This is a genomic window from Marinomonas sp. A3A (genome assembly GCF_018336955.1).
GTDB lineage: Bacteria > Pseudomonadota > Gammaproteobacteria > Pseudomonadales > Marinomonadaceae > Marinomonas > Marinomonas lutimaris.
In genome coordinates, this window is the sequence record NZ_CP025532.1 from 2,793,400 (window position 1) to 2,808,566 (window position 15,167).

The 15,167-nt window shown below is 43.6% G+C and carries 13 protein-coding genes; 3 read left to right on the plus strand and 10 right to left on the minus strand.

Annotation, left to right across the window (positions count from 1 at the left end; all coding sequences use genetic code 11):
- The first annotated feature begins 54 nt into the window (after positions 1–54).
- Positions 55–1,038 carry an aldose epimerase family protein gene (locus CYL31_RS13070; RefSeq protein ID WP_212915650.1) on the plus strand — a complete coding sequence of 328 codons (984 nt, stop codon included), beginning with the start codon at positions 55–57 and terminating at the stop codon, positions 1,036–1,038.
- Positions 1,039–1,117: 79 nt separating this feature from the next.
- Here CYL31_RS13070 and CYL31_RS13075 read toward each other — a convergent pair whose 3' ends face one another.
- The 9 genes from CYL31_RS13075 to CYL31_RS13115 form a co-directional block, all read right to left on the minus strand.
- A complete protein-coding gene (locus CYL31_RS13075; protein WP_212915651.1) occupies positions 1,118–2,206 on the minus strand; it encodes an ABC transporter substrate-binding protein in 1,089 nt (362 codons plus the stop codon).
- A 150-nt stretch (positions 2,207–2,356) separates the two neighbouring features.
- Positions 2,357–4,324, minus strand: a complete 1,968-nt coding sequence (locus CYL31_RS13080) for a methyl-accepting chemotaxis protein (RefSeq protein WP_212915652.1) — start codon at positions 4,322–4,324, stop codon at positions 2,357–2,359.
- A 414-nt stretch (positions 4,325–4,738) separates the two neighbouring features.
- A complete protein-coding gene (locus CYL31_RS13085) occupies positions 4,739–4,969 on the minus strand; it encodes a hypothetical protein (RefSeq protein WP_012070409.1) in 231 nt (76 codons plus the stop codon).
- A gap of 74 nt (positions 4,970–5,043) precedes the next feature.
- Positions 5,044–5,820, minus strand: coding sequence for an electron transfer flavoprotein subunit beta (gene etfB / locus CYL31_RS13090; RefSeq protein ID WP_212915653.1), 777 nt, complete (start codon positions 5,818–5,820; stop codon positions 5,044–5,046).
- Positions 5,810–7,084, minus strand: a complete 1,275-nt coding sequence (gene etfA / locus CYL31_RS13095) for an electron transfer flavoprotein subunit alpha (RefSeq protein WP_212915654.1) — start codon at positions 7,082–7,084, stop codon at positions 5,810–5,812. The genes etfB and etfA overlap by 11 nt, the downstream gene beginning before the upstream one ends.
- Positions 7,084–9,012, minus strand: a complete 1,929-nt coding sequence (locus tag CYL31_RS13100; RefSeq protein WP_283248204.1) for a (Fe-S)-binding protein — start codon at positions 9,010–9,012, stop codon at positions 7,084–7,086. Before CYL31_RS13100 ends, etfA begins: the two co-directional genes overlap by 1 nt.
- A gap of 180 nt (positions 9,013–9,192) precedes the next feature.
- Entirely contained in the window at positions 9,193–11,259 is a 2,067-nt protein-coding gene (dgcA, locus tag CYL31_RS13105) for a dimethylglycine demethylation protein DgcA (protein ID WP_212915655.1), read from the minus strand.
- 95 nt (positions 11,260–11,354) lie between these two features.
- Positions 11,355–11,900 carry a DUF5943 domain-containing protein gene (locus CYL31_RS13110; protein WP_212915656.1) on the minus strand — a complete coding sequence of 182 codons (546 nt, stop codon included), beginning with the start codon at positions 11,898–11,900 and terminating at the stop codon, positions 11,355–11,357.
- A 67-nt stretch (positions 11,901–11,967) separates the two neighbouring features.
- A complete protein-coding gene (locus tag CYL31_RS13115) occupies positions 11,968–12,945 on the minus strand; it encodes a dipeptidase (protein ID WP_212915657.1) in 978 nt (325 codons plus the stop codon).
- 461 nt (positions 12,946–13,406) lie between these two features.
- Here CYL31_RS13115 and CYL31_RS13120 point away from each other — a divergent pair, with 461 nt between their 5' ends.
- Positions 13,407–13,784, plus strand: a complete 378-nt coding sequence (locus CYL31_RS13120; protein WP_212915658.1) for a Tse2 family ADP-ribosyltransferase toxin — start codon at positions 13,407–13,409, stop codon at positions 13,782–13,784.
- On the plus strand, positions 13,781–14,023 hold the full coding sequence (locus CYL31_RS13125) for a hypothetical protein (protein ID WP_212915659.1): 243 nt from the start codon (positions 13,781–13,783) through the stop codon (positions 14,021–14,023). Before CYL31_RS13120 ends, CYL31_RS13125 begins: the two co-directional genes overlap by 4 nt.
- A 120-nt stretch (positions 14,024–14,143) precedes the next feature.
- On the opposite strand, the gene CYL31_RS13130 is transcribed toward CYL31_RS13125, so the two are convergent.
- Positions 14,144–14,839 (minus strand): VC0807 family protein, encoded by a 696-nt coding sequence (locus CYL31_RS13130; RefSeq protein ID WP_212915660.1) that lies wholly within the window; start codon positions 14,837–14,839, stop codon positions 14,144–14,146.
- Positions 14,840–15,167: the final 328 nt, after the last annotated feature.

Genomic DNA, 15,167 nt, shown 5'->3' on the forward strand with positions numbered 1-15,167 from the left:
TATATCTATACTTTCGGGAGCTTCGGCTCCCGTTTATTTGAAAAGGATACTTCCGTGAACCTCGCTCCAGACTTAAACCAAGTTCAATCTGTCACGCTAAAAAACGCGCAACTCAAGGTGTCTATTTTGACATTAGGCGCTAGCATCCAATCTATTTATCTAAATGGCTACGAACATTCTTTAGTTTTAGGCTCGCCAAAGTTGTCCGATTACCTTCAGGGGGCAAAATACTTTGGTGCAGTCGTCGGTCGAGTGGCAAACCGAACCAATAAAGGCCATGCAGTCATTGGCGATCAAACCTATCAATTACCACCAACCCTGCCAGAAGCACATCATTTACATGGCGGCCCAGCTGGAACAGGCAGCAAGAACTGGTCAATCATTCAACAAAATGACGACATGGTTCAGCTACAAACCAAGTTGGCTGACGGTGAAATGGGTTATCCAGGCAACATGATTATCGATGTGTTTTATCGTCTACTCGATAGCACTTTGGAAATGGAAATCACTGCCACCACAGACAAGCTAACGATTTGCAATTTTGCTGGTCATAGCTACGTAAACCTTGATGGCAAAGGCTCTATTTTAGATCACCAACTTAGTATCCAAGCCGATCATTATTTACCAGTCGATGCAGGGCTTATTCCAACAGGAGAAGTTACTCCAACTGCTGGCAGCGCGTTTGATTTTCACCAACTTCGAACCATTGGTCGTGACGATTATCCTGGGTTAGACACTAACTTTTGTCTTTCTCTTGCTAGTCACCGCCCAATACAAACGGTAGCAACACTAAAAGGCCGCATCACCGGACTCACATTAGATTACCAGACGACTGAGCCAGGACTGCAAGTTTACGATGGCCGTCATATCCAACTTGATGCTGAATCGAATATTAACCAAGGCGCATTGACAGCTTACGCAGGCCTTGCCCTTGAAGCCCAACACTGGCCTGATGCGATCAATCAGTCACACTTCCCACCAATATTACTTGCACCAGAAGATACTTACCGACAAGTTACGCGGTATGCATTCGAGTAATCTTTAGATTTAAACAGGATATAAACAAAAAAAGGGCTTGCTACCACGAATGTAGCAAGCCCTTTTTTACATGTGAAAATTAATCTTGCAGCGACAGAGTAAAGGTTCCCTCTGGCGTGACAGGAAGATATTTTTTGTAGAAGTCCAAATAAGCTTGTTCAGGGTTCAGGTCTGCGAACAAATCTGGATACATGGCTTTTGCATAGAACTCTATCATTGCCGCATCTAAAATAGTACGACATGCACCATGATAAGCACCGTATAAACGATTGTTTTTCACTGCTGAAATAGAAGACCAACCCAAACGATCTTTGTAACCTTCCAGACGTTTAAGTGCCTCGGCTTTATCTACACCCTGGCCCATCAACATAGAATCAGAACCCTTGCCTGTTTCATAACCCGTAATAACAATGACATCAGGGTTCGAAGCAATCACTTGCTCAGGGTTCAATTTCCCCCACCATTCAACAAACGGTGCAGAAATATTGTCGCCACCCGCCATAGTAGAGATCGCGCCCCACATGTTTTTACCAAAAGTAAAACCAAGCTCTTGTACACCAGAAGCACCAAACTCGGTATACACTTTTGGTACTTGCAAATTAGCATCTGCAAGGCGCTTACTGATGCTTTCAACGGTTTTCTTATATTCTGCAGCAATCGCCGCCGCGCGTTTTTCTTGCCCTGTAATGACACCGATTAACTCAGTGCTTTTAATATGTCGCTCTAACGTTTGCGCGTTGTAATCCACCACGATGATTTTAATGCCGGCATTTTCAAGGCGTTCAATATCCGTTCCTAAGCCCTTATATTGCCAGTCGGCCAACATCAATACATCTGGATTCAAGCTAATTACTTTTTCTACAGAAAAAGTTTGCGTATCAACACGTCCAATGCCAGGAATATTTTCTAAAGATGGACGATGTTTAACATACATTTCCCAGTTCGCAGGACGCGCTTGCCAAATGTATTTAGACATACCAACAACCTTGTCGTAAGCGGCTTCCGTGCCGATAGCCATATAGTCTTCAGGATAAAACCCGACAATGACACGTTGAGCTGGCGCATTAAATGTTACCTCACGATCAAGAACATCCTTCACCGTAACTTGACCAGCCCAGGTTGCACTCACAAAAAGAGTGAACAGAAGCATTACAAACGACTTAACCATACTGACACCTTCATTAGTAAATTTGTTCGGTATGATAATCGTTATCACTTCATATTAGAAAGGAATTTTAAAAAACACCTAAAAGAAAAAGCTCCGCCCCAATTAAGGAGAGAAGCTTTAGTAGGTTAACTAGGAAAGAACGCAGCATTTTTATTCAGTACGGAAACGAACAACCATAGAATGCAGTTCTTTGCTCAATTGATCCTGCTTCTTACAAAGACTTGCTACATCGCCAGAGATGCTAGAAACACGGTGTGCTGCTTCGCTGATGGCACCAATATTCTCATTAACACCTTCGGTCACTGCTCGCTGTTCTTCTGCAGACGCAGCCGTTTGCATCGTCATATCGCGCATTTGCTTAACAACTTCTTCTATTTGCTCAAAAGAATCAAGCGCCTGATCAGATAAGCTAATCGCATTCTCAGATTCTGCTAAACTTGTCACCATAGAATCCGACGCTTGCTTAGTTCTGTTAGCAAGAAGCCCTAAGATATTACTAATCTGCTCCGTCGACTCTTGTGTACGTCCCGCAAGGGTTCTTACTTCATCAGCGACTACAGCAAAACCGCGCCCCTGCTCACCGGCACGAGCCGCTTCAATAGCCGCGTTCAACGCCAACAAGTTAGTCTGCTCAGCAATCGCCTGTATAGTCGATAGAATCTGATTAATATTAACGGTTTCTTTTTGCAATTCGGTAATGATTTGGTTCGAATCTTTCAAACGAGCACCTAAACGATTTACGCCTTCAGCACTGTTCTTAAGAAGATTTTTTCCGGCGATGGTTGTCTCCAATCCTTTCTCAGAAAACTGAGCAGAATTAGCACAACTTTCCGCCGCTTCATTAGATGCAATCAGCATTTGCTGCCCTGCTTCTGCGATTAGTTCGATAGACTGTAATTGATCCGTCGCTGACTGAGCCACTTCATTCGCTTTCGCTGAGGTTTCAGCAGCAATTTTATCGATCTGTATACCGGAATGCTTAATACCAAGAATAAGTTTACGAGTTGACTCAATAAACTGATTAAACCAATTAGACAATGTACCTGTTTCGTCATTGGTTTTAATGTCAATTTTGGATGTTAAATCACCTTCACCTTCTGCAAGAATACGTAAGTGATCTGATACAGATTCAATTGGAGTGATTAAGCTTTTCGCCATCAAATAAGCAACAAAACCAAAAACAATCAATAACAAGATACAAACAATAGCCGTGGTTTGAATTAGCTCCACAGTACTAGAGTAAATTTCGGACGCTGGCATTAAACCAATAAACTTCCATTTTAAATTCGGAGAAGTGTAAACATCGGCATAATAATCTTCACCATCCAATTTAAAGTTAATCAAACCTGAAGAAGTTTGAGCGATTTTTTGATACGCCTCACCCGTTACCTCACTGATTTTCTTGAAGTTATTATCTGCATGGAGGGCATCAACCAAAATAGTACCGGTATTTTCAATGACCATAATAGTACCGGAGTTACCCAACTTAGTTTTATTCGCCATTTCAGTGAGAGTTTTGATCGACACATCAACCGCAACGACACCACCAATAGCATTGCCTTTTTTATAAGTCCGAACAGCAGACACATAAACAGCATCATCAGGCTCCCAATAATAGGCATCACGCAACGCAACTTTACCAGGCGTTTCCATCGCTCTTGTATACCAACCACGTTGCTTAGGATGCCATTCAGCGTATTCATAAGTCCCCGGCCATTCTAAATAACCGTCACCATCGTCTCCCATATAAACATAAACAAAATTGGGATTATTTTTACCAATCGCCTCAAACATATTAAAAACATCTGCTTCGCGGCCACCATTTTGTTCTGCAATTTTGCTTGGTGCCTTTCCTTTTGCCTCAAAATAAGTCGTTAATGGTGCTGCATCAGTGACAGTAACTGGATCACTCTCAGCAATAAAACCAACAACATACTTGATGTCATTCATAAATTGATCAAAGGATTTTTCAACAGCGCCCAATGTTTGTCCGCTATTTTTTGAAAAGTTTTTTAGTGCTTGGTCTGACGCGAGGAAAGCAGTTATGGAACTGACAACTAAGACGGGCAACAAGGTAGCGATTGAAAAAGCAATCAATAACTTCGTTTTGATTTTCATAGAATTCACCCAAATATTATAATAGCCATATGGAGCCAAGAAGGAATTTTTATAAATTCACCAGCTGATCATCAACATTAACTTATACATTGAAAATGATTATTAATAACCCAAAAACATCATCATTAATGACATTATAAAAAAAGGCCATAACGAAATATTTTTATTTCCTTACTACTTTATTATCCATATACCTAGACAAAGTACTGCATAAGAAGCGCATAAACCATAGCAAGTTTCAAAACGTAACAATTATGGAAAGAATATAGAGAAAGTCTAATTTAGAGAGATTAGACTCATAAAAAATGGGGGTAATGAAAACCTCATTATGAAGTAATACAACTTAGACAAGTTTACTACTTCACAACAGAGATTTATTGATAGACATAAAGCTTATATTTCAAAACGCCAATGTTAACTGAACGCCGCCATAACTGTAGAAACTTCGGGCAAAACAGTTGTGTTGTCCTTTTGCATTTCAATACAAAGGTCTTTTACAAAGGGAGTTTGCTCGGGATATGCCTGCAACCAAGACAGCACAGCAGACTGCACTTGTGCCAAACTTTGCTCTTGAGTAACAGGCGCTCCTAGCGCGATGAGTCTTTCTTTAAAATCGACTTCGTCGACCAAATCTACAATCATCATTTTGCATACCTATAAACAAACAATTTGTTCAATCAATAACCAATGGGACATATAGCTTATACCTAAACGAACACTTAGCGAACCACTTTTTCTTCTAATAAAAGATCAAATATGGCTTGGGCTTTTTCTGCAGCCGTTTCGTCCTTCATTACTTTGCCACCACTGCCCATAGGTTTTGCAGTTGCCGCCTTCATTCGGTCTGCAGCCGTTTTTGCTTTTACCACCTTGATGCGCTTAGGACGAGGTTTGGCGGCGCTGATTTGCCATTGACTTGCGGCTTCATCAACAACAGAGTCAACATTTAACACTTTGACATCTGCTCTTAATCCAGGACCAAAAGCCGTTTGACGCGCCTCTTGCGCGGCATTATCAACACTTGCAATAAATGGTAACTTCACCGTTACGGCACGGCGCTGACCACGAGGCAAAGCCAGCAAAACTTCGGCCGCCCCCCCCTGAATACTGATAATATCAGCCACTCTTGGCACTAGAGGCCATCCTAGTTTTTCGGCTAATAGATATGGCAACATACCAGACGACTCGCCGCTTTCGGCACGAACTCCCGTTAGCACCACATCGATACGCTTGTCTTGTAAGAACGAAACCAGCACAGGCACAGCATCACAATCACTCTCTTGCTCCAATACGGTTAACGAAGGCAATCCCATACCTGCATATTGCCTAAGGACTTGCTCTTGAGCATTGCCAGCATGCACTACCGTCAGTTCGGCATTCGCCAATTTCAGACCCAACTCTACAGCGCGACCATCTTGTTCGGCACGGCGAGAACGACCGGATTGAGGATGACGACCAACAGACACTAATGAAACAACTTTGACGCTAGGCTGCATCGCTCTTCTCCTCTTGAGTTTTAGATGATGAATACGCTTGAGCCAGTCTAGTCAGTTCGGCCAATATCTCTTCACTATCAGCAATGACAGCCAAGTCTGCACGTTTCACCATATCACAACCAGCATCGGTGTTAATCGCAATCACCTTGTCACATTGACCGATACCTTGCATATGCTGAATCGCACCAGAGATACCAACAGCAAGGTAAACTCGCGCCGTAACCCAAGTACCCGACGCACCCACTTGACGAGAACGCGGCATAAAGCCATCGTCCACAGCAACACGGCTTGCACCTTCTGTAGCACCAAGCACTGCAGCAGTGGAATGAAATTGATCCCAGTTATGAATGCCATTACCTGCTGACAAAATAAACTCAGCTTCTGCCAAAGGCACCGCATTTGAATCAACAGCAATTAAGCCTTTATCCACAACGGCAGGAGATACTTGTTCAATGCTATCAAGTGAGATTGGCAATACCTGATGACGAGTTTCGTCTACCGCGTCACCACACTCTTCCATCAAGGTTAAAATCCGCGGTGTGTCACGCAAAATATCATGACTAGCAGACGCTCCTCGGCACACAGTTTGCTCAGCATTTACTTGCCAAGCCTGAGCTGCAAGACGTTCGCCCAAACGCGCAGATAAACGACAAGCCAGATCCGTTCCACCATGAACACTGTCAGGAAACAACCAATGATGAGGTTTATATTGCGCTTCTATTTTCTGCAACGCAGTTAGCCTAGCTTCTGGTGCAAAGCCTTCGTACTCAGCACCTTCGAGGTGAATCAATCTATCAACACCCGCTAAATCACATTGTGTTTCTTTGTTTTCACCAAAGCACACCAGCGTCACGGCACCATTGCGCCTAGCAACCAACTGATGCGCCAAGCCAAGAATATCTTTATCGTGACCGGTCAAACGACCACCCACCATATCCGCCACCACCATGATATAAAAATCTGGATTTTCGACAATATGCAAAGGCAACTGTACTTCTTTTGCCTCGCCTGAGCGTTTTTTGCCACCAACGGCAGCAGAAGATACGTTAGCCCTATCTATACGTTTAATGCCGTTTGGACCAATAAATCCAATAACATGTGGATTCTTACGCAACAACCCAGAAGGTCCACGCACCTCACCACTTCCTGCTTGTAACATTTCACCATGTAAAGGGTGTAATCGGTTACGCGCTATCCATTCTGCTCTCGGGTCTCGTCGAAACAGGTTATCTAAAGAGCTGTCTTTTGATGATAAATCACTCATCAGTGTGTCTCCTCAATTAACTGCCCAGCAAGAATTTCAGCAATGTCTTTTACAACGGGTCTAGGCTCGACGACACCTTCCAACATCGCTGTACATTGCTGACAACCAACAGCAACCATGTCTGCACCCGTGCTGGTAACGTCTTCCATACGCATATCGGCAATACGACGCTCGCCAGGAATATCGGTAATTGGCGCACCACCGCCACCGCCACAACAACGTGAGCGATAACGAGAACGTTCCATTTCAGCCACTTCAATCCCCAAACTCGCCAACAACTCGCGCGGAGCTTCGTATTCCCCGTTATAGCGTCCCAAATAACATGGATCGTGATACGTTACCTTACTGCCACCTTGTAGAGGACTTAAATTAAAACGGCCTTCTTTTATTAAGCGATTCAAAAATGTCGTATGATGCAGTACCTCTACACCTTTAAGAGCATCAGAACCAAAATCCCCATATTCATTTTTCAAACAATGGAACGCGTGTGGATCTGTCGTCACGATTGTCTTAAAACTATATTTCGACAAAGTCGCTAAGTTACGTTTCGCCAAACTTTGAAAAGCGGCATCGTCACCTAGTCGACGAGCAACATCACCACTGTCTAACTCTTCGTCACCCAAAATCGCCACATCGACATTGGCGGCTTTCATCAACTTCACGAAAGAACGCAAAATTCGCTGGCTACGCATATCAAAAGCACCGTCAGAGACCCAAAACAGCACATCTGCCTGTTTCACATCCTTCATAACATTCAAATTTTGATCTGCTGCCCAATGCGTACGGCTCGCTGGAGAGTAACCATTCGGGTTATCCGTAGCGATAATATTTTCCAGAACTTGTGCACCTTTATTTGGTGTCTCACCTTTTTCAAGGGTCAAGAAACGACGCATATCAACAATGGCGTCCACATGTTCGATCATCATCGGGCACTCTTCTACGCAGGCGCGACATGTTGTACATGACCAAAGCGTATCTGAACTAATCAAACCATTGGTTATAATCTGGTCTGGCGCTCCTTTAGCGTTACCAACCTCAACACCTGGGTAAGGGCTACCAGCATACTTTTCATCAGTACCACCAGCAAAACCCACCACCATATCTTGAATAAGTTTCTTTGGGTTAAGTGGTTGACCTGCCGCGAACGCAGGACAAACTGCTTCGCAACGACCACATTGCACACAAGCATCGAAACCTAACAATTGATTCCATTTAAAGTCTGTTGGTTTAGCTACACCATGCACTTCTTTAATGGTAACGCCATCACCAAAGTCCACAGGTTTCAGTCCAGTGGATCGGCCACCGCCAAAACGTTCAGAACGACGGTGAAACGCCAGATGCAAAGCCCCCGCAAAAGCGTGTTTCATCGGTCCGCCCCACGTCATGCCAAACAACATTTCACTAAGGCTCATTAAAATTAGCACAGACAATACAAGAGTGAGTATCCAACCACCCGTTCCTTCTGGAAGGATTCCAGCTGCAGGTAAAGTCAGAACAAAAAAGGTAATCGAAAACGTTAGCAAGCTTTTTGGCAAGCGCATCCACGGCCCTTTGGAAAGGCGTGATGGTGGATTCATTCGGCGCTTATAAACAAACAGAGCACCACAGAACATCAGCACTAAAGCTGCTAATAGCGCCCAAGCAAGAATTTCACTCTTAACGCCAAATAGGTGAACAAACAGAACTAACACCATTGCTAAAACGAAACCACCGCCTGTCGCAACGTGAGTACGAGACATATACTTATCTCGCTCTACAACATGGTGAAGGTCATGCAGATAACGTTTCGGCATAGCCAGCAAACCAGCCAGAATATCGACTTTTTCAGCCTGTCCTGCGCGCCATAAATTCATGCGGCGAACAGCACCAATCCCCGCTAGCACAAGAAGAAAACCAATCAAAGTTGGAGGTAACCAATCAAGAATCATGATGAATCCTCATCATTATAAATACAGAAGGCACATACTGTATTTACCAATATATGCATTAGCGATGTCACAAGCGAAGTAAAGACAAGGAAAAATGAACACGAAAGCACAGTTTGTAATGATAAATGAGCATTTCGAGTTCATTTTAACTCAGCATTTACGAGCGCAGTAATCGCTCCCCTACAAGTCTTTACAAAGACGAAGTGCATCGTACATAGCCGCATGGACGTTACGCTGAGACACACAGTCTCCCAAACGCCACAAGATCATACCTTCACCTGAACCACCATCCAGTACTGGCTGAGGCTTAATATCAAATAAAGCTTCGTTATCAATTTGACCTTTATTACGTGAGCTGGCTTTCAAAGCGTAATACAGTTCCTCATTTGGACGAGTACCGTTTTCAATCACAACCTGGTCTATAACACGCTCTTCTTTTTGCGCGGTATATTCATTCTCAAGCACGGCTACTAAACTGTTTCCTTCACGATACACTTTATCAAGCAGCATATCTGACGTCATAATGACTTCTCGCTCGTATAAAGAACGATAGTAAGTTGGGAATGTTGTACCACCTACACCTACACCTGGTTTTATATCGTCTGTTACCAATTCCACTAAAGAGCCTTTAGAAGCCAAGTAGTCCGCTGCAGACATACCAGAGAATTCACAGATCGTATCGTAAACCAAAACATTTTTACCTGGCTCAACGGCGCCGCTCAGAATATCCCAAGAAGAAACAACCAAACCTTCCGCCGCCCCCCAATGCTCATTCTGATCAATAAATGGTCGACCACCGGTAGCCAAAATACACACATCTGGATTCAGCTCTTTAACCATCGCCTCATCCGCTGCAGTATTTAAACGTACGTCCACACCCAAGCGTTCTACTTCCATTACCAACCAACGAGTAATACCCGCAATCTGGTCACGCTGAGGCGCTTTGGCTGCAAATACCAACTGACCACCCAGCTCTTCTGCTTTCTCAAGCAAAGTTACTTTATGCCCACGTTCCGCGGCAACACGAGCGGCTTCAAGACCACCAGGGCCACCACCAACAACTAAGACATTACGAATTACACCAGAGGTTTTCTCAATAACATGTGGCAAGCCCATGTATTCACGAGATGTCGCCGCATTCTGAATACACAACACGTCCAAACCTTGGTACTGGCGGTCGATACAATAATTTGCACCAACACACTGACGAATTTGGTCAACTTGATCCATCTTAATTTTGGCAATAAAGTGCGGATCAGCAATATGCGCTCGTGTCATGCCGACAAAATCTACATAACCCGCTTCAATAATACGTTTCGCTTGGTTTGGATCTTTGATGTTTTGTGCATGAATAACCGGCACTTTAACCACTTCTTTGATACCAGCAGCCAGATACAAGAATGGCTCAGGCGGATAGCTCATGTTTGGAATAACGTTAGCCAAAGTATTGTGAGTATCACAACCAGAACCAACTACACCAAAATAATCCACCATGCCAGTCGCATCGTAATATTGAGCAATTTTCTTCATTTCTTCGTGGCCTAAGCCATCAGGGTGGAACTCATCACCTGTGATACGCATACCCACAACAAAATCAGGTCCTACTTCGGCACGAACGGCTTTGAGCACTTCCATACCAAATTTCATACGGCCTTCAAACGTACCACCCCATTCGTCGGTACGCTTGTTTACGCGTGGTGACCAGAACTGGTCGATCATATGTTGGTGAACCGCAGACAGCTCAACACCATCCAAGCCACCTTCTTTCGCACGACGCGCCGCTTGAGCGAAATCACCAATAACGCGCCACATTTCCTCTACTTCAATCGTTTTACAAGTCGCACGGTGAACTGGCTCACGTATACCAGAAGGCGACATTAGGTTAGGCCAGTTTTCACCGTCCCAACGAGAACGACGTCCCATGTGAGAGATCTGGATCATGATCTTGCCACCATGCTTATGAACCGCATCAGCAAGATTTTGGAAATGAGGAATAATGCGATCTGTCGAAAGATTGACCGAACTCCACCAACTTTGTGGGCTGTCAATAGACACCACACTAGAGCCACCACAAATACAAAGACCACAGCCACCTTTGGCTTTTTCTTCGTAATATTTCACGTAACGGTCTGTTGTCATGCCGCCATCAGTCGCATATACCTCTGCGTGAGCCGTACTAACGATACGATTGCGGATAGTTAATTTATTAATATTGAGTGGCTCGAACAACGCATCATACTGGGACATAACATCCTGCCTTCTTGGAAACGACGTTTAACTTTTACTGTTGTGGTCACCACCTGCCCGTGGTGACCTCATACATTTAAGTTCTGATTAAAAAACTAAAGTGGAGAAACTTGAAAATAACCTACATCACAACCTTCTTCGGCTGCGCTCTGGGTTTGAATCGCTTTAGTGCGGGTCGTCAAACCCTTGCTTTCTAGGATCTGATCCAACGCACCAGCAAACCAACCCGTAAACATATAATCCACCTTGCGGTTAACTTTCTTACCGTGGATTTTTTCGTAGTGATAAACAAAGGCCGAGTTTTCTAAACGCACTTTTGCCGTGCCTTTCTCGATGTCCAACTCTTCAGTAATAAAAAAGCCCCAACCGCGCTGCGATAGGCGTTTCAAATAATGGTGCCAAATCTCCTCGCCATAAATACCATGGCATTCAGACTCTTGTTCACACCAAAAATACGCCGACTTATAACCCGCTTTATATAGGATCTCGGCATAACGCTCGGCACCGATTTCGTCTTCTATTCCCATGTGGTTATTAACAAAGAAGTGACGCGGCACATACAGCATCGGCAGCGCATCCGTCGTCCAAACGCCCGTCTCATCATCAACAACTATCGGCATTTCTGGCGCATGTGTAGACATGTTCAATTCCTTAAATTCTTTTCGTTAAAATCAAATCCTGCAAAGTATTACGAGCCTAGTCGATTGACTATTCTCCCCAGACTTCTTCCAAAAGGTTCACCCAATTCTCACCCATAATCTTCACCACCTGACGTTCACTAAAACCATGTTTCAACAAGGCTTCGGTTAAATTCGGGAAGTCGCCAACGGTGCGCATACCAAGTGGATTAATGATCTCGCCAAAGCGCGTCAAACGGCGGGCATAACCTTTGTCGTGAGTTAGGTATTCGAAGAAGTCGTAACCGTGACCTTGAGTAAAGTCAGTGCCGATGCCAATCGCGTCTTCACCAACAATGTTATAAATGTATTGAATGGCTTCCACGTAATCGTCTATGGTCGCGTTAATACCGGCTTTTAAGAAAGGCGCGAACATGGTGACACCGACAAAACCACCGTTGTCGGCAATGAACTTAAGCTCTTCGTCAGTGCGGTTGCGTGGATGTTCTTTTAAACCCGCTGGCAAACAATGGGAATACGCCACAGGCTTCTTCGATTCGATGATGACTTCTTTCGCGGTATTTGGTCCAACATGAGACAAATCACACAACATACCAACACGATTCATCTCCGCCACAATCTCACGACCGTAACCCGACAAACCACCGTCACGCTCGTAACAACCTGTACCAACCAAGTTTTGCGTGTTGTAGCACATCTGCACAATGCCCACGCCAAGGTCTTTAAAAATCTGCACATAACCGATTTGATCTTCAAACGCATGGGCATTTTGAAAGCCCATCATCACACCTGTTTTGCCTTCGGCTTTAGCGCGATGAATGTCTTTCGTCGTGTAAACCTTGGTAAGCAAATCACTGTTGGCTTCGATCAACTGGTTCATCTCAACCACATTGCGAACCGTGCCCTCGAAGTTCTCCCAAAACGACACAGTGCAATTCGCCGCCGTCAGCTTCCCCTTGGCCATGTCTTCGAATAACTCGCGATTCCACTTCGCACAAATCAAACCGTCAATAATAATAGACTTATCGTGTAGCTCTGCTGCGTTCATTACTCTTCCTTACCTATCAAATATGGGCTTTTTAAAGGAGTGACTATCAATGAACTCAGTGTAATTTTTAGCTACAGGCAGGAGGTGGCTGGAAACGACTAGAGGTAGACTAAAAGCGACTTAGTGGCATAGTCGCTTTAAAACCATTTTTGTAAGTCGTCCTTCAGGGCGACAAGAAACTCAGTCCCCACTCAAACGCTTTGTATTCATGGCATTTATTCCGCCTTCCCCTTTTTTTCAAGGGGAAGGCGAAAGATGGGGTTATTATTGTCCTTTTGGTTCAGCTCAATGACTTTGAGCTGCTAGTTTATTCCGCTCAGCTGGACATGTAACTCTGATGCGTCGAAGAGACTCTCACTTCTATTATTACTCGAATATTTTAAATATAATCACTAATTGAAATAAGATACTAACGATTTTTAAAATCGTATTAAGCACCAACTATCGACAAGGAGAATGGAATGAACGTCGAAGATCTATTCATGGCACCAGAAGATTTATTCAGATTAGGTAATTCAACAAGCCCGAGGCTCGATAATATTAGACGACCAAAGGATGTAGATACTACTGAAATCAACGGTATTCTGGTTGTGATCGCAAATGGAAAGGGGATTTCCCTTTCGACTAAAGATCGTATTGAATCAACACCTATGTCAGGCTGGGTTTGGAAAATTCCTAAAGGAACATCCGTTCCTGTGGGTCTTAAACTTCTTAATGATCGACCAGGGCATTACAGCATAGCACCAACATCAAACATTCCCTTGGACGAATTCAAAGGCCTACTTTCAAAACTGGCATTAAAATGCCAAAAAGTATTTAAAAAGCAGATTGCATTATGACGTATATTAAAGAACTCACTATTTCTCTATGTGACTGGGAAACAAGAATAATTCTTGAATCTGTTAGTCGAGAAGCCTCTCGCCTAAAGAGTATTTGTGAGCACTCGGAAGACGAAGATGAGGCAGCAGATGCTGGAAATGACTATCTAGAACTAATTGGTCTTAAAGAAAGGCTGGAAAACCATGCAATAGAATTGTTTGGTCAACAAATAACAGATTTTAGTAGAGATGCTTTATGATTAAGCTAAAGCTGTTTCTTGGAACCGCTTTAGCTTTAAAAAATGCATATTCTATAAAATACTTCGTTTAAAAAAGTCTGAACCTGTCATGAATTCATCTTTTCTCAATTCATGACAGGTTCATTTCTTAACGATTAATTCTTCTAGTTTCAATCCTGTGGCTTTTTGGATGCTGCGCCATAGGTAATAAAAAATAGCCATTAACATGATCATAGAAGGAATGGCTATCATTGGATAGCTGTATAACGTCATTTGCCCTAGTTCTTCATTAAAGGCTTCGGTTCCCGCTGGGCTGGTGACGATCCATTTCGCCAAGACATAATTCATCGTCGCAGAAAAAGCAAAAGAGCCGGCGATAAAATACGTGGCTTTCATGAGGCGTTTTTCAAACATTTCTGTGCTGTTGTTCTCTTCTAGTTTTTGCTTGATGGTATCCACATCCATGATCGCCGCATTGAAGAACATGGCTCGCACCAAAGGGTAAGGCGTAAAAGTCGATACCAAAACGCCAATCCCGATGACAGCGGGAATAGCAGCTTCTTTTATCGCTAACCATTTATTATCCAATTCAAACAGGCCAATGCTGCCCGTCAGCAACACGCTCACCAAACCTAACAAGGCGATGAAGTTAAACTTGCGATACTTAATTAACTCGTAAATCCCCCAACCAAGAGGAAACGCCAGCGCCGCAAGCAAACCACCGGTCGTACCTAGCTTATCTTCACCACTCAACTTCATTAAAATTAACGACGGCAAGATGACACTAACAATAAGGTCTATCATAGGACGCGGTTTGTGTTCGGGAGTGTTACTCATAATTTCTGGTTCCAAGTTTAATTCAAATGCTAATGGCGACTATCATAAAGGAAAAATGCGCACTGTGGTGAGTAGACAGTGTTTTTTGATAGAAGTGCCAGAGGATTTGTGGATTTCATCTTTTTTTGGCTCCATTCGAATGCTTTATATTCCTGACCTTTACTCCACTATTTAATTCAGCAAAGGCTGGGCGTGTAACTTTTGCCAAACGATGCAAAACGCCACCTTAAAAGAAAAGCAAAAAATCTTTTATCGGGCTATCGCCCAAACGTCTCATTTGCTGTGTTTACGCAACCTTTAGCAAGACGATTTAAACCGTAAGGCATGG